The 24578-nt window shown below is 60.9% G+C and carries 22 protein-coding genes and 1 riboswitch; of the genes, 13 read left to right on the forward strand and 9 right to left on the reverse strand.

What is annotated here, in order from left to right:
• Window positions 1-62 precede the first annotated feature (62 nt).
• The 4 genes from SOP95_RS06620 to SOP95_RS06635 all read left to right on the forward strand — a co-directional run bounded on the left by SOP95_RS06620 (window position 63) and on the right by SOP95_RS06635 (window position 4574).
• Window positions 63-1058, forward strand: coding sequence for an ArsR/SmtB family transcription factor (locus tag SOP95_RS06620; protein ID WP_274075607.1), 996 nt, complete (start codon window positions 63-65; stop codon window positions 1056-1058).
• An 18-nt stretch (window positions 1059-1076) separates the two neighbouring features.
• Entirely contained in the window at window positions 1077-2267 is a 1191-nt protein-coding gene (metK, locus tag SOP95_RS06625) for a methionine adenosyltransferase (RefSeq protein WP_274075608.1), read from the forward strand.
• A gap of 134 nt (window positions 2268-2401) precedes the next feature.
• A complete protein-coding gene (gene ligB, locus SOP95_RS06630; RefSeq protein WP_323606597.1) occupies window positions 2402-4075 on the forward strand; it encodes an NAD-dependent DNA ligase LigB in 1674 nt (557 codons plus the stop codon).
• Between the two features lie 103 nt (window positions 4076-4178).
• Window positions 4179-4574: a DUF1090 domain-containing protein gene (locus SOP95_RS06635; protein WP_274075610.1), complete on the forward strand. Its 396-nt coding sequence runs from the start codon at window positions 4179-4181 to the stop codon at window positions 4572-4574.
• Window positions 4575-4623: 49 nt separating this feature from the next.
• Here the strand turns inward: SOP95_RS06635 and SOP95_RS06640 are convergent, their stop codons facing one another.
• Window positions 4624-5073 carry a c-type cytochrome gene (locus SOP95_RS06640; protein WP_274075611.1) on the reverse strand — a complete coding sequence of 150 codons (450 nt, stop codon included), beginning with the start codon at window positions 5071-5073 and terminating at the stop codon, window positions 4624-4626.
• A 128-nt stretch (window positions 5074-5201) separates the two neighbouring features.
• Between SOP95_RS06640 and mltA the strand changes: the two genes are divergently transcribed.
• A complete protein-coding gene (gene mltA / locus SOP95_RS06645) occupies window positions 5202-6386 on the forward strand; it encodes a murein transglycosylase A (RefSeq protein ID WP_274075612.1) in 1185 nt (394 codons plus the stop codon).
• 141 nt (window positions 6387-6527) lie between these two features.
• Here the strand turns inward: mltA and SOP95_RS06650 are convergent, their stop codons facing one another.
• The gene (locus tag SOP95_RS06650) at window positions 6528-6911 is read right to left on the reverse strand and encodes an MAPEG family protein (RefSeq protein WP_274075613.1); all 384 of its coding nucleotides are present in this window, start codon (window positions 6909-6911) and stop codon (window positions 6528-6530) included.
• 31 nt (window positions 6912-6942) lie between these two features.
• The gene (locus SOP95_RS06655) at window positions 6943-7776 is read right to left on the reverse strand and encodes an EamA family transporter (protein ID WP_274075614.1); all 834 of its coding nucleotides are present in this window, start codon (window positions 7774-7776) and stop codon (window positions 6943-6945) included.
• 268 nt (window positions 7777-8044) lie between these two features.
• On the opposite strand from SOP95_RS06655, the gene SOP95_RS06660 reads away from it, so the two are divergent.
• Window positions 8045-9214 (forward strand): MFS transporter, encoded by a 1170-nt coding sequence (locus tag SOP95_RS06660; protein WP_274075615.1) that lies wholly within the window; start codon window positions 8045-8047, stop codon window positions 9212-9214.
• Here SOP95_RS06660 and SOP95_RS06665 read toward each other — a convergent pair whose 3' ends face one another.
• Window positions 9215-10102, reverse strand: coding sequence for a formate/nitrite transporter family protein (locus SOP95_RS06665; RefSeq protein ID WP_274075616.1), 888 nt, complete (start codon window positions 10100-10102; stop codon window positions 9215-9217).
• A gap of 71 nt (window positions 10103-10173) precedes the next feature.
• Window positions 10174-10578, reverse strand: a complete 405-nt coding sequence (locus SOP95_RS06670; RefSeq protein WP_008057039.1) for an acyl-CoA thioesterase — start codon at window positions 10576-10578, stop codon at window positions 10174-10176.
• 198 nt (window positions 10579-10776) lie between these two features.
• Window positions 10777-10879, forward strand: a riboswitch (S-adenosyl-L-homocysteine riboswitch).
• Between the two features lie 23 nt (window positions 10880-10902).
• Between SOP95_RS06670 and ahcY the strand changes: the two genes are divergently transcribed.
• The 4 genes from ahcY to SOP95_RS06690 all read left to right on the forward strand — a co-directional run bounded on the left by ahcY (window position 10903) and on the right by SOP95_RS06690 (window position 16426).
• On the forward strand, window positions 10903-12312 hold the full coding sequence (ahcY, locus tag SOP95_RS06675; protein WP_274075617.1) for an adenosylhomocysteinase: 1410 nt from the start codon (window positions 10903-10905) through the stop codon (window positions 12310-12312).
• A gap of 162 nt (window positions 12313-12474) precedes the next feature.
• The gene (gene metF / locus SOP95_RS06680) at window positions 12475-13320 is read left to right on the forward strand and encodes a methylenetetrahydrofolate reductase [NAD(P)H] (protein ID WP_274075618.1); all 846 of its coding nucleotides are present in this window, start codon (window positions 12475-12477) and stop codon (window positions 13318-13320) included.
• A 190-nt stretch (window positions 13321-13510) separates the two neighbouring features.
• A complete protein-coding gene (locus tag SOP95_RS06685) occupies window positions 13511-14326 on the forward strand; it encodes a substrate-binding periplasmic protein (RefSeq protein ID WP_323606598.1) in 816 nt (271 codons plus the stop codon).
• Window positions 14327-14551: 225 nt separating this feature from the next.
• Window positions 14552-16426: a DEAD/DEAH box helicase gene (locus SOP95_RS06690; RefSeq protein ID WP_274075620.1), complete on the forward strand. Its 1875-nt coding sequence runs from the start codon at window positions 14552-14554 to the stop codon at window positions 16424-16426.
• A gap of 228 nt (window positions 16427-16654) precedes the next feature.
• Here SOP95_RS06690 and SOP95_RS06695 read toward each other — a convergent pair whose 3' ends face one another.
• From SOP95_RS06695 to SOP95_RS06705, 3 genes are all read right to left on the reverse strand, one after another.
• On the reverse strand, window positions 16655-17242 hold the full coding sequence (locus tag SOP95_RS06695; RefSeq protein ID WP_154947410.1) for a YceI family protein: 588 nt from the start codon (window positions 17240-17242) through the stop codon (window positions 16655-16657).
• Between the two features lie 32 nt (window positions 17243-17274).
• Window positions 17275-17826: a cytochrome b gene (locus tag SOP95_RS06700; protein ID WP_274075621.1), complete on the reverse strand. Its 552-nt coding sequence runs from the start codon at window positions 17824-17826 to the stop codon at window positions 17275-17277.
• A gap of 639 nt (window positions 17827-18465) precedes the next feature.
• Window positions 18466-20199, reverse strand: a complete 1734-nt coding sequence (locus SOP95_RS06705; RefSeq protein ID WP_274075622.1) for a flavin monoamine oxidase family protein — start codon at window positions 20197-20199, stop codon at window positions 18466-18468.
• 221 nt (window positions 20200-20420) lie between these two features.
• On the opposite strand from SOP95_RS06705, the gene SOP95_RS06710 reads away from it, so the two are divergent.
• Together SOP95_RS06710 and SOP95_RS06715 are read left to right on the forward strand one after the other, a co-directional pair.
• Window positions 20421-21827, forward strand: a complete 1407-nt coding sequence (locus SOP95_RS06710; protein ID WP_323606599.1) for an adenosylmethionine--8-amino-7-oxononanoate transaminase — start codon at window positions 20421-20423, stop codon at window positions 21825-21827.
• A gap of 179 nt (window positions 21828-22006) precedes the next feature.
• The gene (locus SOP95_RS06715; RefSeq protein ID WP_323606600.1) at window positions 22007-22726 is read left to right on the forward strand and encodes a 16S rRNA (uracil(1498)-N(3))-methyltransferase; all 720 of its coding nucleotides are present in this window, start codon (window positions 22007-22009) and stop codon (window positions 22724-22726) included.
• A gap of 112 nt (window positions 22727-22838) precedes the next feature.
• Here SOP95_RS06715 and trhA read toward each other — a convergent pair whose 3' ends face one another.
• Window positions 22839-23456 (reverse strand): PAQR family membrane homeostasis protein TrhA, encoded by a 618-nt coding sequence (trhA, locus tag SOP95_RS06720; RefSeq protein WP_274075625.1) that lies wholly within the window; start codon window positions 23454-23456, stop codon window positions 22839-22841.
• A gap of 92 nt (window positions 23457-23548) precedes the next feature.
• Between trhA and SOP95_RS06725 the strand changes: the two genes are divergently transcribed.
• The gene (locus SOP95_RS06725) at window positions 23549-24463 is read left to right on the forward strand and encodes a LysR family transcriptional regulator (protein WP_323606601.1); all 915 of its coding nucleotides are present in this window, start codon (window positions 23549-23551) and stop codon (window positions 24461-24463) included.
• The last annotated feature ends 115 nt before the right edge of the window (window positions 24464-24578 follow it).

The following is a 24578-nucleotide window of genomic DNA, read 5'->3' on the forward strand; positions in this document are numbered from 1 at the left end:
ATATCAAAACTTTTTGATATTGATCTTGCGGTGCTTCCGGTGCGTGACTAGACTGCCGGCCTATGAATTTACGCGCGCCCTCCATTCGCCAGGACGATTGTGATGAGCTGGCGGCCTTGTGCAAGGCCGGCGGTGATCCCCTGCGCCTGAATGTCTTGCGCGCGCTGACCAACGATTCGTTCGGCGTACTGGAACTGGCGCAGATCTTCGGCATCGGCCAATCGGGCATGAGTCATCACCTCAAGGTGCTGGCCCAGGCTGACCTGGTCGCCACCCGCCGTGAAGGCAATGCGATTTTCTACCGTCGCGCCCTGCCCCACACCGAGTTGCCGGGGGGCAAGCTGCATGCGGCCCTGCTCGAAGAAGTGGACAACCTGACCTTGCCTGCCGACGTGCAGATGCGCATCACTCAAGTGCACAAGCAACGCGAGGCGGCCAGCCAGGACTTTTTCTCACGGGTCGCCGAGAAATTTCGCGCCCAGCAAGACCTGATCGCCGGCCTGGCGCAGTACCGCGAAAGCGTGGTGGCCCTGCTCGACAAACTGAGCTTTGGCAGCGCGGCCACGGCAATCGAAGTCGGCCCCGGCGACGGCGCCTTCCTGCCGGAACTGGCACGTCGTTTCACCCAGGTCACGGCACTGGACAATAGCCAGGCCATGCTCGAACTGGCGCGCCAGGTGTGCGAACGCGATTCGCTGACTAACGTTAGCCTGCAACTGGCCGATGCCTTGAACGGCGTCAGCCTCAAGGCCGATTGCGTGGTACTGAACATGGTGCTGCATCACTTTGCCGCGCCGGCCGATGCGCTCAAGCACATGGCCAATTTGCTGCAACCAGGCGGCAGCCTGCTGGTGACAGATTTATGCAGCCACAACCAGAGTTGGGCCAAGGAGGCCTGCGGTGATCTCTGGCTGGGGTTTGAACAGGACGATCTGGCCCGTTGGGCCACCGCTGCGGGACTCGTCCCCGGAGAAAGCCTCTATGTAGGCTTACGTAATGGTTTCCAGATCCAGGTCCGCCATTTTCAGCGGTCGGCTGGCGACACTCACCATCGGTAATTTCAGGAAAACATCGAGATGAGCGAATACTCCCTTTTCACCTCCGAGTCCGTGTCTGAAGGGCATCCGGACAAAATCGCCGACCAGATTTCTGATGCGGTGCTGGACGCCATCATCGCTGAAGACAAGTTCGCCCGCGTGGCGTGCGAGACTCTGGTGAAAACCGGCGTGGCGATCATCGCCGGCGAAGTCACCACCTCGGCCTGGGTTGACCTGGAGCAGATCGTTCGTGACGTCATCACCGACATCGGCTACACCAGCTCCGACGTCGGCTTCGACGGCGCGACCTGCGGCGTGATGAACATCATCGGCAAGCAGTCCCCTGACATCAACCAGGGTGTCGACCGCGCCAAGCCCGAAGATCAGGGCGCTGGCGACCAGGGCCTGATGTTCGGCTACGCCAGCAACGAAACCGACGTGCTGATGCCAGCCCCGATCACGTTCTCGCACCAGCTTGTACAAAGGCAAGCCGAAGCCCGCAAGTCCGGCCTGCTGCCGTGGCTGCGTCCGGACGCCAAGTCCCAGGTCACCTGCCGTTACGAAGGCGGCAAGGTCGTGGGTATCGACGCCGTTGTGCTGTCGACCCAGCACAACCCGGACGTGTCGTACAAAGACCTGCGCGAAGGCGTGATGGAGCTGATCGTCAAGCACGTCCTGCCTGCCGAACTGCTGAGCAAAGACACGCAGTTCCACATCAACCCGACCGGCCAGTTCATCATCGGTGGCCCGGTGGGCGACTGCGGCCTGACCGGCCGCAAGATCATCGTCGACAGCTACGGCGGCATGGCCCGCCACGGCGGTGGCGCGTTCTCCGGCAAGGATCCATCCAAGGTTGACCGCTCGGCCGCCTATGCCGGTCGTTACGTGGCCAAGAACATCGTCGCTGCCGGCCTGGCCGAGCGTTGCGAAATCCAGGTGTCCTACGCCATCGGTGTCGCCCAGCCGACCTCGATCTCGCTGAACACCTTCGGCACTGGCAAGATCAGCGATGACAAGATCGTCAAACTGGTCCGCGAAGTGTTCGACCTGCGTCCTTACGCAATCACCACCATGCTCGACCTGCTGCACCCGATGTACCAGGAAACCGCAGCGTACGGCCACTTCGGTCGCACCCCGGCAACCAAGACGGTTGGCGAAGACACCTTCACCACCTTCACCTGGGAAAAAACCGACCGCGCCGAGCACCTGCGCACCGCAGCCGGCCTGTAAGTCTTCCGGGTGGTACCCGAAACCCCGCACGGTTCGCCGTGCGGGGTTTTTTCATGCCTGGAAACAATCCCGCATTACCACCCGCCCACTGCTGACTAACCTTCAGGCACCTCCATCGAGCAAGGACGCTCACGATGCTGCCCCGCCTGCTGACCGCTTTACTCCTGACTTTCGTTTGCCTGGACACTACTGCTGACGAATGCCCCGCCTGGCCCCCCGCACGTGCCGCGCAGGAAATCGCCGCGCTGCAAAAACAGATCGAGCGTTGGGATGACAGCTATCACCGTGAAGGTCGTTCGTTGATCGCCGACGAACTTTACGATCAGTCCCTGACACGCCTGGCCGAATGGCGCCAATGCTTCAGCCTCGGTGTGGCCACCGATCCATTGCGCACCGCGACCGGACCGCTGGTCCACCCGGTGCCTCATACCGGCCTGGAAAAACTGCGTGACGGTCGCGCCGTCGAACACTGGCTGCGTGATCGCGCGGATGTCTGGGCGCAGCCCAAGGTCGACGGCGTGGCGGTGACGCTGGTGTACCGCCAAGGCCTGCTGGCACAGGCGATCAGTCGCGGCGACGGTGTGCAGGGCCAGGACTGGACCGCGTCGGCGCGCCAGATCGCCGACATTCCGCAACGCCTGTCAGAGCCACGGGACCTGGTGGTGCAAGGTGAGCTCTACTGGCGCCTGACGGACCACGTGCAAGCCACCGACGGCAGCCTCAACGCCCGCGGCACAGTAGCCGGCTTGATGGCGCGCAAGACGTTGAGCGTCGGGCAGGCCGAGGGGATCGGCCTGTTTGCCTGGGAATGGCCCCACGGCCCGACGAACTTGCCGGCCCGTATCGCGGAGCTGGAAAAACTGGGTTTCGCCGGTACCGCGCAGTACACCCAGGCCATCACTTCAGTGGACGATGTCGAACGCTGGCGTGATCACTGGTATCGCTCGCCCCTGCCGTTCGCCAGCGACGGGATTGTCCTGCGCCAGGCGCAGCGCCCACCTGCCAATCGCTGGCAGGCAAAGGCGCCGTACTGGATCGCTGCCTGGAAGTATCCCTTCGCCCAGACACTGGCCGAGGTGCGCAAGGTTCACTTCCAGATTGGCCGCACGGGGCGGATCACCCCCGTGCTGGAGTTGACCCCGGTAACCCTCGATGACCAGCAGATCAAGCGCGTCAGCGTCAGCTCCCTGCAACGTTGGCAAACCCTGGATATTCGACCGGGCGACCAGGTGGCCATCAGCCTCGCCGGGCTGACCATTCCCAGGCTCGATGGCGTGGTGCTGCGCAGTACCGAACGCGTGGAAATGAACGTGCCGCTGGCAGCCGACTTCCATCCCTTGAGCTGTTGGCAGCCAACCCCGGGATGCGAAAGCCAGTTCCTCGCGCGCCTGACCTGGCTCAGCGGCAAGCACGGACTGGCCCTGCCCCATGTCGGCCCCGGCACTTGGGAAAAACTTCTTGAAACAGGTCGCCTGAACAGCCTGTTGGATTGGTTGACCCTCGATGCTCAAGAGCTTGCTAACATTGACGGTTTCGGCGAGCGCAGCGCTGCCCGGTTGGCCACCAGTTTCGAGAGTGCCCGGCAACGCCCGTTCGCCCGCTGGCTCAAGGCCCTGGGCATGCCTCCGACCGGCCGGGCGTACCTCGGCGATTCATGGCATGAGCTGGCGCAACGAGACATCGAGCAATGGCAGGCCCAGCCCGACATCGGACCAGGACGCGCGACACAGTTGAGCGCATTTTTCCGCGATCCGCAGGTCCTGGCCCTGAGTGAAACGCTGCGCCGGGCCGGCATGGACGGTTTTTAGTCTTGACCCGGTGACGTCCGTGCGCCCGGGAACCCAATAGTCCCGATGGGCTCAAACATGCCATCGCTGCATCGACACGAATGCCTTTTCACCTGGAGCTTTTATGAAATTTCTTCCACCGCTGGTCCTTTTGACCCTTTGCAGCGTAATGGCCACGCCCCTGATGGCTGTCGAAGACGCCCCGGGCCTGACCGGTTGCGCGGCCAAGAAACAAGGCATCATCAATCAGATCGAATTGGCCAAATCCCGCGGCAATACCGACCAGCAGGCCGGTCTGGAGAAGGCTTTGAGCGAAATCAGCGCCAATTGCACCGATGCCTCGCTGAAGAAAGAACGGGAAAACAAGGTGCTGGACGCCAAGCACGAAGTCAGCAAGCGCCAGGCCGACCTCGACAAAGCCATGAAACAAGGCGACGCCGAGAAGATCAACAAGCGCAAGGACAAACTCGCCGAGTCCCGCAAGGAATTGCAGGAAGCGGTGGACGAACTGGACAGGTAGGAGCTGGCTTGCCAGCGATCCTCTTGGCGGCCTCAAGCCCTCCTAAAGGTCAATGATCCCGAAACTCCTTATGGCACGCACTGCAGGCATCTTCGACCTTCTGTACCGCCGGCCCCAGGTTACTGGCCTTGTAGGGTTGAACCTGACTGGCGATCACCAGTTCGCCGGTGGCAGTTTCCAGGCTGCGAGCCATCTGCTCAAAGCGTGCCTGCTTCTCCCAGACATCACTCTTGGCGCTGGTGTGATCTTCTTCACGCACCTGCGGAAAATGTTTCCACGGCTCATGGGACAGCGCATCGAGTTTCACCGCGCCCTCAGCGAATCTGGGGCCATCGAATGCAATACGGCCACGCAGCATCCCGCCCAGGTCTTCACCGGTCTTGAGCATCTGTTTGAAAATGGCCTTGCGCTGGCCGAGGGGCGAATTGGGGTCGACGCCGCCACAAGCGGACAGCGTGAGGCAGGCCAGCAATACAACAGAAAGTCTTTTAAGAGTCATGGTGGCTTCAGGTCGCGGAAAACGTCGGCCAGTATCCTCGCGTCACCGGTAAACACCAATACCCCTATTATCAATACGGGTTGCATGAGCGCACTCGACACTCAGGCAACCGGCAAAGGAATTATCCAATGAACAGCCGTTTCAAGGCCTGGTGTCACCCCCTGGCCTGGACGCTTCCGATCGTAGCCGTGCTCGCAGGCTGCACCGGCGGTGAAGACAAACAACCGAAGACCCACGCCCTGGCCACCTACTCGAGTGCCACCTGGGAAGCATTGCCGGCAGTCTCCGACAGCGACCTCGTCGCCGGTTTCGGTTCCTGGCGCAGCGCCTGCACCCGACTCAAGGCCGACCCGGTCTGGGGCGGCACCTGCGCAGCGGCGGCCAACGTGCCGCAGAGCGCCAATGACATTCGCGGCTTCCTCAAGCAGAACCTGGATGTCTACGGCCTGCGCGCCGCCAACGACAACCCCAACGGCCTGATCACTGGCTACTACGAACCGGTCTACCCGGGCAGCCTTACCCAGACCACAACGGCGAACATCCCGGTGTACGGCGTGCCCGAAGACATGATCATCGTCTCGCTGGACAGCATCTACCCGGAACTCAAAGGCAAACGCCTGCGCGGTCGACTTGAGGGCCGCGTGCTCAAGCCGTACGACGATGCCGCAACCATCGAGAGCAAAGGAGTCAAGGCGCCAGTGGTGGCCTGGTTGACCGACCCGATGAACCTGCAATTCCTGCAGATCCAGGGTTCAGGCCGTATCCAGCTCGACAGCGGCCGGCAACTGCGCATCGCCTACGCCGACCAGAATGGCCACCCGTACCGGCCCATCGGGCGCTGGCTGGTGGAGCAAGGCGAGCTGAAAAAAGAAGACGTGACCATGGGCGCCATCAGCAACTGGGCCAAGGCCAATCCTTCGCGCATTCCGGAACTGCTCGGCAGCAACCCGAGCTATGTGTTTTTCACTCGTAACCCGGATAGCAACGAAGGGCCGCGCGGTTCGCTGAACGTGCCATTGACGGCCGGTTACAGCGCAGCGGTGGATCGCAAGGTGATTCCGCTGGGCAGCCTGTTGTGGTTGTCCACCACCAAACCGGACGGCACTGCCCTGGTACGCCCGGTGGCGGCCCAGGACACCGGCGGCGCGATTGCCGGCGAGGTTCGTGCGGATCTGTTCTGGGGCACCGGCGAGGCGGCCGGGCAACTGGCGGGAGACATGAAGCAGCAAGGACAGATCTGGATGCTTTGGCCCAAAGGCGCGGCGCTGCCACAAGTGCCGCAGGTGGCGGATGCGGCTAAACCAAATCCCTGAGATTTGCGCTGCCTGGTCAATCGCCTTCGCGAGCAAGCCCGCTCCGACATCGGATCTTCAGTGGACACAGACTTTGTGTTGAAGGTTATCCAGTGTGGGAGCGGGCTTGCTCGCGAAGAGGCCCTTTATGGCGGTGAAAATTCAGACCGACACAACGAAAAACGCAGCAATCAACCCCATCCCCACAAACCACGCCAACGACCGCAAAATCGCCAAGTCGGCCAGATAGAAAATGATGTACAGCAGCCGACTGGTGATGAACAACACCGACAGCACATTGATCGTCACCAGCTCCGCATTGCCCACCAGATGCGCCACGATCACTGCCGCCGCGAACGCCGGGGTCACTTCGAAGCTGTTCAGTTGCGCCGCATGCGCGCGCCTGGCCAAACCATTGAGCGACTCGAGAAAGTCACGGGGATCATGGTTGTCACTCAGACGAAACCCGCCACTGGCCTTGGCGATGCCTGTACAGACATAAGGCAGAAAAATCGCGATCAAAATGCACCACAGAGCAACCGTCATAAAGCAGTCCCTTCTTCACGTTTCAGAACAGTCAGAATTTCATCACCAGCATGCCGACCAACACCAGCCCACAGGCTAAGAGCCTTGGGCCGCCGAAAGGTTCTTTCAGGTAACGCATGCCGAACAGCACCACCAGAATCACACTGATCTCGCGCAAGGCAGCCGCTTCGGCAATCGAGCCCAGCTGCATGGCCCACAGCACCAGAGCGTAGCTGAACAACACGCAGAATCCGACCGCCAGACCCAGGCGCCACTGCTCGCGCCAAAACAACTTGAACGCCGGCCGTTTGCGTACCCAGGCCAGCAATGGAAACGGCCAGGCACTGAGCAACGTCACCCAGACCAGGTAATCCAGAGGATGCGACCAGCGCCGCAGCGCCTGGCCGTCGATGAAGGTGTAGCAACCGATGCACAAGCCGATCAGCGCCACCACCGGCAGCATCGACCACGGCAAGCGTGCACCGCCTCCCCCCTGCCAGAGCAGGCAAAGCATGCCGAGCGGGATCAGCAGGATTCCGAAAATCTGCTGGTTAGTCAGCACCTCCCCGGCAAAAATCAGCGTCAGCGCCAACACCACCAGCGGCGATAAACCGCGCATCAACGGATAGACCAACCCGAGGTCGCCGACCCGATAGGCCTGGATCAGCAAATAGCGGTAGAGCAACTCGAACGCAGCCGAGGCAAGAATCCATGGCCAGATTTCCAGCGGCGGCAGCTGCACGAACGGCAGCATCAGCGCGACGAATAGCAACGCCACGCTGTCCATGCAGGCCACCACCAGCAAACGCTCGGCACTGAATTTGATCAGGGTATTCCACGCCGCATGCAGCAGCGCCGCCACCAACACCAACGCCGTCGCAAGCACGGCCTACTCCTTTTCTTGTGGATCGCCCCCTTGTAGGAGCCGGCTTGCTGGCGATGGCGATTTCAGGGACGCCATCGCCAGCAAGCCGGCTCCTACAAGAACTGATTCGCCATATGTCAGCAGCTGTTTATACTGCAACCGACCACGCCGCACTCAGTTGCGCACACCTAATTCCAATAAAAATGCCTCCGACCGCTCTCATCGAGACCGGTCCTTGGCATGCGTATGCCTGATCAAAGCGTCAAGACTACCGACAGAGACCTTGCGCATGCCACTCGCCTTGCTTGCCCTTGCTGTTGCCGCGTTCGGCATCGGCACCACTGAATTCGTCATCATGGGCTTGTTGCCCGATGTTGCCCGCGACCTCGCGGTGAGCATTCCCGACGCCGGACTGCTGATCACCGGCTACGCCCTGGGCGTGGTGTTCGGCGCACCGATCCTCGCGGTCGGCACCGCCAACATGCCGCGCAAGGCGACACTGCTGGGCATGACGCTGATGTTCATCCTCGGCAACATGCTCTGCGCCATGGCCCCCAATTACGCCACGCTGATGGCCGCGCGGGTGATCACCGCGCTGTGTCATGGCGCGTTCTTCGGTATCGGCTCGGTGGTCGCCGCCGGCCTGGTGGCGCCGAACAAACGGGCCCAGGCCATTGCCATGATGTTCACCGGCCTGACCCTGGCCAACGTGCTTGGGGTGCCACTGGGCACCGCGCTTGGGCAGTACGCCGGCTGGCGTTCGACGTTCTGGGCGGTATCGGTGATCGGTGTGATCGCGGCCATTGCGCAATGGGTCTGGTTGCCAAAGCACATCGCGATGGACAAAGCCAACCTGGCCAGCGAGTTCAAAGTGCTGGGCAAGGCCAACGTGCTGCTGGCGTTGGGCATGAGCGTGCTGGCCTCGACCAGTTTGTTCAGCGTATTCACCTACATCGCGCCGATCCTGCAGGACATCACCGGCGTCAGCCCCCATGGCGTGACCATCATGCTGTTGCTGTTCGGCGTGGGTCTGACGGCGGGCAGCATGCTCGGCGGACGATTGGCCGACAGCCGCCTGCTGCCTTCACTGGTCGGCATGGCGCTGGCCGTGGTGGTGGTATTGGCCGCGTTCAGCCAGACCAGCCACTCGCTGATTCCGGCCGCGATCACCCTGGTGCTGTGGGGCATTTTTGCCTTCGCCCTGTGCCCGATCCTGCAACTGCTGATCATCGACCAGGCCCATGAAGCGCCCAATCTGGGCTCAACGCTCAACCAGAGCGCATTCAACCTCGGCAACGCGGCAGGTGCCTGGATAGGCGGGCTGGTGGTCGCCAGCGGTGCCGACCTCGCGGACCTGCCGTGGACCGGTGCAGCGGTCAGTGGCCTGACCGTGCTGGCCGCGCTGTATTTCATCTACCTGCAACGGCGCGCTGGCGCTGCGGTGAATGTGCCGGGCTGATCATTTCCTGATCTCCTGCGGATCGGGTTTTCCAGCCTGATCCGCTGGTTCTTTTGGCGGCCCACTCTCGCTGCGAATCTGCGCATGGCTGATCAAGGCGAAGATGAAGCTGCCTCCCACGATGTTGCCCACCAGCGTCGGCCCGGCGAACACCAGCCAGAAATCCTTCCACGGCAGCTCGCCGGCAAACACCAGATAACCGACCTCCAGCGAACCGACCACGATGTGGGTGAAATCCCCCAGCGCCATGAGGTAGGTGATGAGGATGATGATCCACATCTTGGCGCTCTCCATGGACGGAATCATCCAGACCATGGTGGCGATCATCCAGCCCGAGATGATGCCCTTGGCGAACATCTGGTCGACGTCGTTTTCCATGACCTTGCGGCCGATGTCGAGGAAGGCCACGTCGGTCTTGCTGTCGAAAATCGGCAGCTCCAGCATGACGTAGGCTACCAGCAAGGTGCCGCAGAGGTTGCCCACCAGCACCACCGACCACAGCCGCAACAACCGGCCGAAGTTGCCGAGCGTGGGTTTGCTCATGATCGGCAGCACGGCGGTCAGGGTGTTTTCGGTGAACAGTTGCTGGCGGGCGAGGATCACCGCGAGGAAACCGGCGCAGTAGCCGAAACTGGCGATGACCTTGAATCCTTCGCCGTCCGGTAGCCGGGAATTGAGCAAGCCCATGCCCATCAGCGACAGGCCCATGGTCAGGCCTGCGGCCAGCGCCGACCACCACAGGGCGGCAACGCTGCGTTCCAGCTCCTGATTGCCCTGGGTGCGGATGATTTCGTGCAGAACCGCCGCGCGTGGCGGCTGGTTTTTTTCGACTTCGTGCTGTTCTTTTGCCGAGAGGTCGGGGGTCTTGCCGTCTTTTCGAGTGTCCATGGAACTCCTGAACCGCTGGCTGCGATGTAGTTACGACCCGCGCGGTTCAGATTCCGTTCGTCATCCTCAAATTATTCGACGGCGCCTTCATCCTTGAACTGGTCTTTGACGTATTTGATCTCGGTGCGGCCGTGTGGCGCCGGCAACCCGTCTTCGCCCAGGTTGACGAAAACGATCTTCTCCACCGTCAGGATGCTTTTGCGGGTGATCTTGTTGCGCACTTCGCACTTGAGGGTGATCGAGGTGCGACCGAACTCGGTAGCGGTGATACCCAGCTCGATGATGTCGCCCTGGCGCGAGGCGCTGACGAAGTTGATTTCGGAAATGTACTTGGTGACCACGCGCTGGTTGCCCAGCTGGACGATCGCGTAGATCGCCGCTTCTTCGTCGAGCCAACGCAGCAGGCTGCCGCCGAACAGCGTGCCGTTGGGGTTGAGGTCTTCGGGTTTAACCCATTTGCGGGTGTGGAAATTCATGTTCACTCCTGAGCGTCTTGCCGAATGATGGGCACTATCTTGGCAGACCCCGAGCCAGAGCTCTATTGAGCATCGACTATGGTCTCGATTACCGTTCGGACATTGACCAACAGAAACCCTTTGGAAGATCAGCATAGCCCGCTATAATCGCCCCCGTTTCAAAACGGTAATCTTCACTTGCTACCGTTTTCCCGCCACCTGTCCGAGGGGCGCTGCAGCAGGTTCAACCTGTCAGGCTCGGATGGGGCGTTGCTTGGCTGTCATCAGCCAGACACTAAACGCACAACGGCGCCCATTCGCATACATTACGAATGGAGGCTCTTCATGAGCGCTGTTATCACGCCTGCAGATTTTAACGATTACAAAGTCGCCGACATGTCCCTGGCTGCCTGGGGCCGTCGCGAAACCATCATCGCCGAATCGGAAATGCCGGCCTTGATGGGTCTGCGTCGCAAGTACTCCGAAGAGCAACCGCTCAAGGGCGCGAAGATCCTCGGCTGCATCCACATGACCATTCAGACCGCCGTGCTGATCGAAACCCTGGTTGCCCTGGGTGCCGAAGTACGCTGGTCGTCCTGCAACATTTTCTCGACTCAGGACCAGGCTGCTGCGTCCATCGCCGCTGCCGGCATCCCGGTTTTCGCCTGGAAAGGTGAAACCGAGCAAGAGTACGAGTGGTGCCTGGAGCAGACCATCCTCAAGGATGGCCAGCCATGGGACGCCAACATGATCCTCGACGACGGCGGCGACCTGACCGAGCTGCTGCACAAGAAGTACCCACAGGTACTGGACCGCGTTCACGGCGTGACCGAAGAAACCACCACCGGCGTGCACCGCCTGCTGGACATGCTGGCCAAGGGCGAGCTGAAGATCCCGGCCATCAACGTCAACGACTCGGTGACCAAGAGCAAGAACGACAACAAGTACGGCTGCCGTCACAGCCTGAACGATGCCATCAAGCGTGGTACCGACCACCTGCTGTCCGGCAAGCAAGCGCTGGTCATCGGCTACGGTGACGTGGGCAAGGGCTCGGCCCAGTCCCTGCGTCAGGAAGGCATGATCGTTAAAGTCTCCGAAGTCGACCCGATCTGCGCCATGCAAGCCTGCATGGACGGTTTCGAGCTGGTTTCGCCGTTCATCGACGGTATCAACACCGGTACCGAAGACAGCATCGACAAAGCGCTGCTGGGCAAGATCGACCTGATCGTGACCACCACCGGTAACGTCAATGTTTGCGACGCGAACATGCTCAAAGCCCTGAAGAAGCGTGCTGTTGTCTGCAACATCGGCCACTTCGACAACGAAATCGACACCGCTTTCATGCGCAAGAACTGGGCATGGGAAGAAGTGAAGCCGCAGGTTCACAAGATCCACCGTACCGGCGCTGGCGATTTCGACCCGCAGAACGACGACTACCTGATCCTGCTGGCTGAAGGCCGTCTGGTTAACCTGGGCAACGCCACTGGCCACCCAAGCCGCATCATGGACGGTTCGTTCGCCAACCAGGTACTGGCGCAGATCTTTCTGTTCGGCCAGAAGTACGCCGACCTGTCGCCAGCCCAGAAAGCCGAGCGCCTGACCGTTGAAGTACTGCCGAAGAAACTCGACGAAGAAGTGGCCCTGGAAATGGTCCGCGGTTTCGGCGGCGTCGTGACTCAACTGACCAAGACCCAGGCCGACTACATCGGCGTGACCGTCGAAGGTCCATTCAAGCCGCACGCTTACCGCTACTGATCGGATCTGCAGCCTGCTCTCCCTTGTGGGAGCGGGCTTGCTCGCGAAGGCGGATCATCATTCAACATAAATGTTGTCTGACCCACCGCTTTCGCGAGCAAGCCCGCTCCCACATGGGGATGTGCACGTCTTCCAGGCTTACGTGTTTCCAAGGATATGACCATGTCCCAAGATCGTCGCTACAGCTTCGAGTTCTTCCCTACCAAGACCGACGCTGGGCATGAAAAGCTGCTCGCCACTGCCCGTCAGCTGGCCACGTACAACCCCGATTTCTTCTCCTGCACCTACGGCGCCGGCGGTTCGACCCGTGATCGTACGCTCAACACCGTGTTGCAGCTCGAAAGCGAAGTCAAAGTCCCGGCCGCACCGCACCTGTCCTGCGTCGGCGACAGCAAGGCCGACCTGCGCGGCTTGCTGAGCCAGTACAAGGCCGCCGGCATCCAGCGCATCGTCGCGTTGCGCGGTGACCTGCCTTCGGGCATGGGCATGGCCAGCGGCGAAATGCGCCACGCCAACGACCTGGTTGAATTCATTCGTGAAGAAACCGGCGATCATTTCCACATCGAAGTCGCCGCCTACCCGGAAATGCATCCGCAGGCACGCAACTTCGAAGACGATATCGACAACTTCGTGCGCAAGGCCAACGCTGGCGCCGACAGTGCGATCACCCAGTATTTCTTCAACGCCGACAGCTACTTCTACTTTGTCGAGCGTGTGCGGGCCAAGGGTGTGAACATTCCGATCGTGCCGGGGATCATGCCGATCACCAACTACAGCAAGCTGGCCCGCTTCTCCGATGCCTGCGGTGCGGAAATCCCGCGCTGGATCCGCAAGCAACTGGAAGCCTACGGCGACGATACCCAGAGCATTCAGCGTTTCGGCGAGCAAGTCATCACCGAAATGTGCGAACGCCTGCTCCAGGGCGGCGCGCCAGGGCTGCACTTCTACACGCTGAACCAGGCTGAAGCGAGCCTTGCGGTGTGGAACAACCTGAAGTTGCCGCGTTAAGCATCAAGGCAAGATCAAAAGATCGCAGCCTTCGACAGCGCCTACAGGGGAAATGTGTAATCCCTGTAGGCGCTGCCGAAGGCTGCGATCTTTTGCTTTCACGCACTTTTATTGTGCGGCAATCCACGGAGTTAGAGCATCTGCTGCCAGTTTCTGGCTCTTTCGCGTTTCTCGTCGTAATCTCAAGCCCATGCCTTTGATCACGCAGTTAATCGCCCTGCTCGTTATCACTTGCCTTAGCTTTGCCGCTAGGGGCGAGAAATTGCGCATTGTCACCGAACCCTGGGCACCTTACGTGTACGAGGAAAACGGCAAGGCCCTGGGGCTGGACTACGAAACCACCGCCATCGTCTTCAAGCGCCTGGGCATCGAAGTGGAATGGCAATTCCTGCCCTGGAAACGCTGCCTGTCGATGCTCGAAACCGGCCAGGCGGACGGTGCACTGGACATTTTCCACAGCGAAGAGCGCGATGCGACCCTGCTCTACCCCAGCGAACCGCTCTCGGAAGTCCAGTTCGTGATGTTCTACGCCAATGCCCGGCCCCACCCGTTTCGCACTCTGGAAGAACTGCGCGGCCTGACCATCGGCATCTCTCCCGGCTACCTGTACAGCCAGGACTTTCGGGACTCGACGCTGTTCACCCGGGAACCGGCCCCCAGCCATGAAGCGAACTTCGGCAAGCTGGTGCGCGGGCGGATCGACCTGCTGATCACCGACCGCCGGGTCGGCCAGCACCTGCTCGACGAACTGAACATCCGTAACAAGATCACCGAAAACCCCACGATCATCAGTCAGCAGAGCCAGTTTCTGGCAGTGCGCCGCAATGCCGGCATGGACCTGCTGGTGCAGCGCTTCGGCGCCGAACTCAAACGCTTCAAGCGCGAACCGGCCTACGCCGAACTCAGCGCGCGCTATGGCGCCGCCCCGGCCATTATCGTCAACCCCGCACGAACCACGGCCAACACGGAAAAAACCGTTGAGCAGCAGGAAAGCGGCGCGCAGTGATTGCTCTGTTATACTCCGGCCTTCCCGCCAGGCTCACGCCCGGACGCTCGGAACCGTTCAAGGCATCTCGACCCCGCTACAGCGCAGCTTTTCAGCCCGCGCGAGCGCTCCAGACGAGCCTTCGTGACCGAAGCAGGACCGGACGGGATTGCGTTCCCCATAAACGCCATTCGCGCCAGGCAAGACTCCCATTGGGCCAAGCCCTAACTTAGAACAGGATTACTCATGTCCTTTGCTTCCCTCGGTCTCTCCGAGGCTTTAGTCCGCGCCATCGAGGCAGCGGGCTATACCGAGCCTACTCCGGTGCAACAGCGGGCCATTCCCGCCGTGTTGCAAGGTCGCGACCTGATGGTCGCGGCACAGACAGGTACTGGTAAAACCGGCGGTTTCGCCCTTCCGATCCTGGAGCGGTTGTTCCCCAACGGTCACCCGGACAAATCCCAGCGTCACGGCCCGCGCCAACCGCGCGTACTGGTCCTGACCCCTACTCGCGAACTCGCCGCGCAAGTGCACGAAAGCTTCAAGGTCTATGCCCGTGACCTGAAGTTCGTCAGCGCCTGCATCTTCGGTGGCGTCGGCATGAACCCGCAGGTCCAGGCCATGTCCCGTGGCGTCGACGTGCTGGTGGCCTGCCCTGGCCGCCTGCTCGACCTCGCCGGCCAAGGCAGCGTCGACCTGTCCCACGTGGAAATCCTCGTGCTGGACGAAGCTGACCGCATGCTCGACATGGGTTTTGTCCATGACGTGAAGAAAGTCCTGGCCCGTCTGCCAGCCAAACGCCAGAACCTGCTGTTCTCGGCGACCTTCTCCAAGGACATCACCGACCTCGCCGGCAAGTTGCTGCACAACCCGGAACGCATCGAAGTCACGCCGCCGAACACCACGGTCGAGCGCATCGAACAGCGCGTATTCCGCCTGCCGGCCAACCACAAGCGTTCGCTGCTGGCGCACCTGATCACCGCCGGTGCCTGGGAACAGGTCCTGGTGTTCACCCGCACCAAGCACGGCGCCAACCGCCTGGCCGAGTACCTGGACAAACACGGCCTGAGCGCCGTCGCGATCCACGGCAACAAGAGCCAGAACGCGCGCACCAAAGCCCTGGCCGACTTCAAGGCCGGTACCGTGCGCATCCTGGTTGCCACCGATATCGCGGCTCGCGGCCTGGACATCGACCAGTTGCCACACGTGGTCAACTTCGAACTGCCTAACGTCGATGAAGACTACGTGCACCGCATCGGCCGTACCGGCCGTGCCGGTCGTTCGGGCGAGGCGATCTCGCTGGTGGCCCCGGACGAAGAAAAACTGCTGAAAAGCATCGAGCGCATGACCAAGCAGAAAATCGCCGACGGCGACCTGATGGGCTTCGATATCAGCGCTGTGGAAGCCGAGAAACCCGAAGCACGCGAGCGTCCGGACGTGCGCAACCCGCGCAATCCACGTGGCCCGCGCGGTGATGGTCCGAATGGCGGCGGCGGTGGTGGCGGTCGCAAGGACAAGGGCAAGGACAAGGGCAAGGAAAAACCGGCGGCCGAGCGCGGTGAGCGTCCGGCCCGTCAGCAAAAGCCGCGCGAAGGCACCCCGGCCCGCGAACAGCGCCAGCCAAGCCAGGCGCCGCGTGCCGCGGCTGATCGTGCTCCGGACGAGTTCCTGGACGACGATATCGATAACTTCGGTAACCGCGTCGACTACGTGCCACAGCAGAAACCTGCCCAGGGCCGTGGTCGTCGTCCAGGTGCACCGGCACAAGGCACCGCCGCCGGTTCGGGCGCTCCTCGTGGCGGCAAGCCACAGGGTGGCCGCCAGAACGGTCCGCGCAACAGCGATGGCGCCAGTACCGGCACCCCGCCAGCCAAGCGCAGCGGTCCACGCAGCGGCGCACCACGTGATGGCCAGGCCCGTCGCGAAGACTCGCGCAACCGCCGCCCGGCCCGTGACGATCAACCGCGTTCGGAACCGGCCGTGCAGAACCCGCGCGGTCCTGCGCCGAAGATCATGCACAAGGAGTCGAAGGCCGATCGCTTCCCGACACCTGAGCAGCTGGATCAACTGCCAAGCCGTCCTCGCGGTGAAAAACCGGCATTGCTGACCCGCAATCGCTGATTTGTCGCTGCAATAAAAAAATGCCCCGCGCTGAAAAGCCCGGGGCATTTTTTATGCCTGAACACAAAACCTGTAGGAGCCGGCTTGCCGGCGAAGGCGTCCGAAAGACCGACGCAACGTTCAAAGACGCCTTCGCTGGCAAGCCAGCTCCCACAAGGGGATTGTGTAGCGAAATAAAAAACGCCCGCGCTCAAGAGAGCAGCGGGCGTTTTTTGTCAGGCGCGAAAATTATTTCGCTTTGACACCTTCAAAGGTCACGTACATTTCAACTGCATCGGACGATGGGCCCAAGTCTTTCTGCTTGCCGAAATCGGAACGCTTCAGGCTGAAAGTACCCTCGAAGCCTGCACGGTAGCCGCCCCATGGATCCTTGCCTTCACCCAGGAAAGTGGCCTTGACCACGATTGGCTTGGTCACGCCGAGGATAGTCAGGTCGCCAGCCACGTCAGCAGTGTCCTTGCCAGCGGCATTCTTGCCGGTAGGTTTGACGCTGGTGGAAACGAACGTGGCTTTGCTGCCGTTCAGGAAGTCTTTGCTGGAGATGTGCTTGTCACGTTCTGCGTTGTTGGTGAACACACTGGCGGTGTTCACGTTGAATTCGATCTTGCTGTCTTCAGGCTTGGCAGCGTCAAAGCTGAACTTGCCGTCGATGTCCTTGAAGGTACCGGTGATGAAGCTGTAGCCCAGGTGGCTGATCTTGAAGTCAACGAAGGCGTGCTGGCCTTCCTTGTCGACCACGTAGTCAGCGGCCATTGCGTTACCGGCAGACAACAGGGCGGAGCCGATTGCCAGAGCGGCCAGAGTCTTTTTCAACATACTTTGTTTTCCTTTGGAGTCGAGGTTGAACTTCAGGCTTTGCGACCCAGCATGCGCTTGAGGGTCACATCACGGTCGATAAAGTGGTGCTTCAATGCTGCCAACGCATGGAGGCCGGAAAAAATTACCAGCACCCACGCCAGGTACAGGTGAATCACACCGGCGGTATCTGCCTGGTCCGGTAGCCCGGACACCAGCGCAGGCACTTCAAACAAGCCAAACACCGGGATACCGACACCTTCTGCGGTGGAAATCAGGTAACCGGCAATCATCACAGCGAACAGACTGAGATACAGAAAGCCATGGCCGAACCTGGCGCCCAGGCGCGTCATGCGGCTGTAGCTGGACAAGGTTGGTGGCGGCGGACTGACGAAGCGCCACAACACCCGTAGCACCATCACACCCAGCAACACCAGGCCGATGCTTTTGTGCAGGTCCGGCGCGTCTTTGCGCCAGGTGCTGTAGTAGTCGAGCCCGACCATCCACAGCCCTAACGCGAACAATCCGACGACCGCCAGCGCCACACCCCAGTGCATGAAAATGCTGACCCAGCCGTAGCGGGAAGTAGAGTTTCGTAGCTGCATTTGCCTAGATCCCTGTAAGTGCTGGCCCAAGACTATCGATTTATCTATCGAATTAAAGCGGAAAATTTCGCTTTGAAATATCGAAAAATGCGATCAAGAGTCTGTAACACACGGGTTAAGGAAAGATTAAAGTCGAGATTGTGAAAAAAAGTGAATACAAACCTGAGAACACCTGTATCAAAAGGTTTATTCGATTTCGGCTCCCGGTTTTTTTCAGGCGAAAAAAACGCAGCCCTGAGCCGCGTTTGTTTTTACACCTGAACGTTACGAAACCTTGGTCTCAGAAGTCTGCGCCCTGCCTAATTGTGGTACACGGGAGGCGGCTGTAAACAGTCAGGATCGTACGGATTCATATCGCATTTATAGGCCAGTTCATGGCCGAATCTCCGGCTGTACTCCTCAGTAAACAGCTCGGCATTTGCACATCCGAAAAGGGCTATCAATAGGATGATTACTATCACTTCTTTCATGTGCTCTCCCGTTTTTGAAGAGCATAGAACTCAAGGTCAAGCGCTACCCATCATTCCCTTCTGATTCGCTTGTGGGAAGTCTCTGATGTATCGCTGAGGCGTGTAGGACTGACCGGAAGGCAAAAAAAAAGCGCGACCCTCGGGCCGCGCTTTTTTTTACGCCTGAACGTTACTGCGCCTTGGTGACCGTGGTCGCCGCTGGCTTCTTCGCTTGCTCAGTCTTTTTCACGGGTGCCTTGGCCGAGGTTTTTTTCGTTTCGGTTTTCTTCGCCGGCGCTTTGGCCGGGGCCTTCTTCGCAGGCTCCGCTTTCACCGGTGCCGCAGGCTTCGGCGCTTCGACCGGAGCAGGAGCAGGGGTCGGTGCCGGCGCTGGTGCAGGCGCCGGTGCGACAGGTTCTGGTGCCTTGACCGGTTCTGGCTTCTTCGCGTCATCCGAGCCGCCGAACAGGTTGGTGAAGAAGTTGCCCTTCTTCGCCGCCACCGCGCCGGCTGCAGCTGCAGCGGCTACTGGAGCGGCCTTCGGTTCAAACGATTTGCCCGCCGCCAGGTCTTCAACCTGACTGGCTGCACGCTGACCGGTGCGCAATGCGCCTTCCAGGGTGCCCGGGTACAAGGTGTCGGTGTGCTCGCCAGCAAAGGCTACGCGCTGGATCGGGCGTTCCCACAGGCGCCAGAACTTGCTGATCTGGCCTGGGCCGAAGGCCAGGTAAGCGCCGCCCATCGAAGGGTCGGTGCTGTAGCGGCGGATTTCATAACCGGTGAACGAACCGCGCGCCTGTGGATAAAACGCGTGCAGGCGGATCAGCACCTGATCGACCATCTGCTTGTCGCCGAACGCCTGCATGACCCGTGCGTTATCGCCGGACAGGTTGATCACCACGTTGGCGCCGCCCTTCAAGGCCGGTTCGATCCACAACATGCCGAGGCCGGTGTTGCTATAGATCTCACCGGACATGCGCGCCTTGGGTTCCCACACCGGCGTCTTGAACTTCAGCATGATCTGGTCGCGCCAGCCGTAGTTGGTGCCCTTGATCGCCGCCAGGTGCTGGGCGTCCAGCGCCGGGGTCATCTGGATCTTGTTCAGCGCGCGCAGAGGCACGGCCAGTACGACGTAGTCAGCCTGATAGCCGACGCTGCCGACCTTGACGGTGACGCCGTCCTTGTCCTGGATGATGGCCGAGACCGGGGAGCTGGTCTTGATGGTTTTCAGCTGCTTGACGAAGGCCTGGGCCAGCACCGGGCTGCCGCCGACCAGGCGCGAAGCGCGCAGGTCACGGTCGGAAACGCCACGGTAAACGCTGCTCTGCTGGGCGAAGTACAGCAGCGAGATACGCGAAGGCTCGTCATAACGGGTACGAATCTGCTGGTTTACCAACTGACGGGCAGTGGCCGGCAGGGTCAGGCGATCGAGCCAGTTGGACACGTTGATCTGGTCCAGGGCGTGCAGCGTGTTGTTCGCCGACGGGTTTTGCGGGTCTTCGATCGAGCGCGCCAGGTCGTCCACGGTCTTTTCGTAGCGCTTGAGCGCTTCAGCCGTGGTTGGATCCTTGGTGGCCAGGTCGGCGGCGGTGTAATACACGCCGTCGATCAGGTAGCTCGGGGTGCGCACGAATTCAGGGGCTGGCGTGGTACTCAGCTTGAATTCCGAGACATACTTGTTCAGGACCGGCTGGGTCTTGTTGTTGCCGATCCACTCGCTGGTGGCCATGCCGGAGCGACCGCCCAGGCTCGGCTTGGCTTCCAGCAGCGTGACCTGCCAGCCCTTGTTCTGCAGCTCATAAGCAGCCGTGAGGCCCGAGACCCCACCGCCGATCACGATCGCGGTCTTATCCTTTGCCAGCGCAGACACGCTGAACAGCCCCAACATCACCAGCGCACAGGCGCGCAGCCAACCGACAGACATTCTGCGAACTCCGGAAATTCAGGAAAAAATAGCGGTTTTGCGAGCCAGGCGGCTCTAGAACCGCGAAGGATACGTCAGCCGTCAGACGCCCGCCAGCAACGTCTACCGCCCTATACAAAGTAGCTCAATCGACACAATGGGTTGTTCCCGAGGCACGCATTGCATAGGCTTGCGCGATTGTATGTCCGCGCATGTCACGGAACGCCTCGAGGAGACTGAACATGGGCCTGAATAATCAGTGGATGCAACGCGATCTCGCGGTGTTGTGGCATCCCTGCACCCAGATGAAAGATCACGAACAACTTCCGCTGATCCCGATCAAGCGCGGTGAAGGCGTGTGGCTGGAAGATTTCGAAGGCAAACGCTACCTCGATGCGGTCAGCTCCTGGTGGGTGAACGTGTTCGGTCATGCCAATCCGCGCATCAACCAGCGCATCAAGGATCAGGTCGATCAACTTGAGCACGTGATCCTCGCCGGCTTCAGCCATCAGCCGGTGATCGAGCTGTCCGAGCGCCTGGTGAAGATGACCCCCGAAGGCCTGACCCGGTGTTTCTACGCCGATAACGGTTCGTCGTGCATCGAAGTCGCGCTGAAAATGAGCTTTCACTACTGGCTCAACCGCGGCCAACCGAACAAGAAGCGCTTCGTCACCCTGACCAACAGCTACCACGGCGAAACCATGGCGGCGATGTCGGTGGGCGACGTGCCGCTGTTTACCGAGACCTACAAGGCGCTGCTGCTCGACACCATCAAGGTGCCAAGCCCCGATTGCTACCTGCGCCCGGAAGGCATGAGCTGGGAAGAACACTCGCGCAACATGTTCGCCGCCATGGAACAGACCCTGGCCGAAAACCATGACACGGTCGCGGCCGTGATCGTCGAGCCGCTGATCCAGGGCGCCGGCGGCATGCGCATGTACCACCCGGTGTACCTCAAGCTGCTGCGCGAAGCCTGCGATCGTTATGGCGTGCACCTGATCCACGACGAAATCGCCGTCGGCTTCGGCCGCACCGGGACGATGTTCGCCTGTGAGCAGGCCGGCATCCGTCCAGACTTCCTCTGCCTGTCCAAGGCCCTGACCGGCGGCTACCTGCCGCTGGCGGCGTGCCTGACCACCGACGACGTCTACAGCGCCTTCTACGACGACTACCCGACCCTGCGCGCCTTCCTGCATTCCCACAGTTACACCGGCAACCCGCTGGCGTGCGCGGCAGCCCTGGCGACGCTGGATATCTTCGAAGAAGATAACGTCATCGAGAACAACAAGGCCCTGGCCCAGCGCATGGCCTCGTCCACCGCGCACCTGGCCGATCACCCGAACGTCAGCGAAGTGCGCCAGACCGGCATGGTGCTGGCCATCGAGATGGTCAAGGACAAGGCGAGCAAAGAGGCTTATCCGTGGCAGGAACGCCGCGGCCTGAAGGTGTTCCAGCATGCGCTGGAGCGCGGTGCGCTGCTGCGGCCGTTGGGCAGCGTGGTGTATTTCCTGCCGCCTTACGTAATCACCCCGGAGCAGATCGACTTCCTTGCCGAAGTGGCCAGTGAAGGGATCGACATCGCCACCCGCGAGAGCGTCAGCGTGGCGGTGCCGAAGGACTTTCATCCGGGGTTCCGTGATCCGGGTTGATTGATTTCACCGGATCTTCTGTGGTGTCTGGTCTGCCGCTTTCGCTGGCAAGCCAGCTCCTACAGGTCGGATGTCGCCCCACATTTTTGCCGCAACCACATATTCTGTAGGAGCTGGCTTGCCAGCGATAAGGTCGGCACGACCTTCAGACGCTACACACCCTTTTTCAGAGATCCCGCATGAGACTGTCCCGCTTCTTCATCGACGCCCCCCTGAGCACCGGCGAGCACGAGCTGCCCGAGGCCCAGGCCCATTACATCGGTCGCGTGCTGCGCATGGCCGAGGGCGATGCGTTGCAACTGTTCGACGGTTCCGGCCATGAATTTCGCGGCACACTCGTGGAGGTCGGGAAAAAACGCGTGGTCGTCCAGATCAACGAGCAGTTCGCCGGGCAGGTGGAATCGCCCTTGCAGATCCACCTCGGCCAAGGCTTGTCCCGTGGCGAGCGCATGGACTGGGCAATCCAGAAAGCCACCGAATTGGGCGTGACTGAAATCACCCCGATCTTCAGTGAACGCTGCGAAGTACGCCTCAAGGACGAACGCGCCGACAAACGCCTGCTGCACTGGCGCCAGGTGGCGATCAGCGCCTGCGAGCAATGCGGCCGCTCACGGGTGCCGGTGATTCATCCGCCGGTGCTGTTGGCGGACTGGATCAAGCAGACTGAGGCCGAGTTGAAATTGGTGCTGCATCCGGTGGCCGAGCCGTTGGTGAGCCACGCCAAGCCCGGGACGCTGGCGTTCTTGATTGGGCCGGAGGGTGGTTTGTCCGATGCCGAGGTCGATCAGGCCAAGGCCAGCGGCTTCCATGCCGCCCGCCTCGGCCCGCGAGTGTTGCGCACCGAAACCGCGCCGGTTGTGGCACTGGCAGTGGCCCAGCAGCTCTGGGGTGACTTCTAGTCCGCCTTCGCGAGCAGGCTGGCTCCCACATTGAATTTTGGGTGTTCACCGTTTCGAGTTCACTGGAAATCTCCTGTGGGAGCCAGCCTGCTGGCGATGGCCGCGACGCGGTCTAAAGGACGTAAAAGAAAATCGCCACAAAGTGCAGCAGGCTCCCGGCGATGACAAACAGGTGCCAGATCCCGTGGGCGTGGCGCAGTCGACTGTCCAAGGCAAAAAAGACGATGCCCACCGTATAAAAAATTCCCCCCGACGCCAGCCAGGCAAACCCGGTAGTACCGAGTGCCGCCAGCAACGGCTTGACCGCCACCAGTACGATCCAGCCCATCACCGCATAGATCACGATCGACAGGACCCGCGCTTCCGACCTCGGCTTGATTTCCTGCAGGATGCCGATCAGCGCCAGCCCCCAGACAATCCCGAACAAGGTCCAGCCCCAGGGCCCGCGCAGGGTCACCAGGCAGAACGGCGTGTAGCTGCCGGCGATCAACAGGTAGATCGAGAAGTGATCGACCTTCTGCATGATCGCTTTCTTGCGTCCGCGCACGCTGTGGTACACGGTCGATGCGCTGTACAGCACCAGCAAGGTGAAGGCGTAGATCGCCATGCTGACGATCTTCCACGGACTGCCGTCGAGGCTGGCGACCACGATCAGCCACACACCACCGACAAACGCCGCCACTGCCCCGACCAGATGCGTCCAGGCGTTCAATCTTTCCCCGTGATACATCGTTTACCCCACCTCGAAAATCGATAAAGCGCGATTGCGCGATTCAACCCGCATGCGTGCACAATCGGGTTATTCCAAAAAGAGTCCACCCCATGCTGATCGATGAAGAGTTGACCCTGAAAAAACTCGAGGTGTTCCTGGCCTTCATGCGCACAGGCAACCTGGCCCGCGCCGCTGCCGAATTGCAGACCAGTAACGTTAGCGTACATCGGGCCATCCACTCCCTTGAAAGCGCCCTGCGCTGCCCCTTGTTCAAGCACGAGGGGCGTAACCTGACGCCGCTGGAAAGCGCCTACGTGCTCGAAGAACGGGCGCAGAAGCTGATTCAGGATGTGGTGGAAACCGTGCGCCTGACCCGCGAAGCCGCCGGCTTTTCCGCGGAACGTTTCAAGCTGGGCTCGCTGTACTCACTGACGGTGAAGACCGTGCCGCAGCTGATCATGGGCCTGAAGATCCGCCGCAGCGAACTCAACATCGACCTGATCCTGGGCTCCAATATCGACCTGCTGTACAAGCTCAAGAACATGGAAGTCGACGCGATCCTGGTGTCCCTGGACGAGAGCATCAACGACCCGGATTGCGAGCAGATCCCGCTGTTTTCCGACGACATCTTCCTCGCCACGCCCGCCGACTCCAGGTTCGCCCAGCGCAGCGAAGTCGACCTGGCCGAGGTCCGCGACGAAACCTTCATCACCCTGACCCAGGGCTTCGCCACGCATCAGGACGGTAAGCGGGTATTCGAGCAGGCGGGGTTCGAGCCGAAGGTAGCGATGCAGGTCAACGACATCTTCACCCTGCTGAGCATGGTCAGCTCGGGCGTCGGGTATGCGTTGCTGCCGGGGCGGATTGCGGCGGTGTATGAGAACCGGGTGAAGCTGATTGCGCTGCAGGAGAAGTATCGGTTGCAACAGCACATTGGCGTGGTGTTCCTGAAGGCCAAGGAGCGCGATCCGAATTTGCTGGCGTTGCTGGCGGAGTGCCGGATGTATGCCAATCGCCAGGCTTGAAACCGAGTCGCCCCCATCGCCAGCAGGCTGGCTCCCACAGTGGGTGTGCAAACCCTATTCCCCGTGTGGGAGCCAGCCTGCTGGCGATGGCGTCAGCCCAGACAACTCAAAATCT

It is taken from the genome of Pseudomonas sp. YuFO8 (genome assembly GCF_035065025.1).
Lineage (GTDB): Bacteria > Pseudomonadota > Gammaproteobacteria > Pseudomonadales > Pseudomonadaceae > Aquipseudomonas > Aquipseudomonas putida_AE.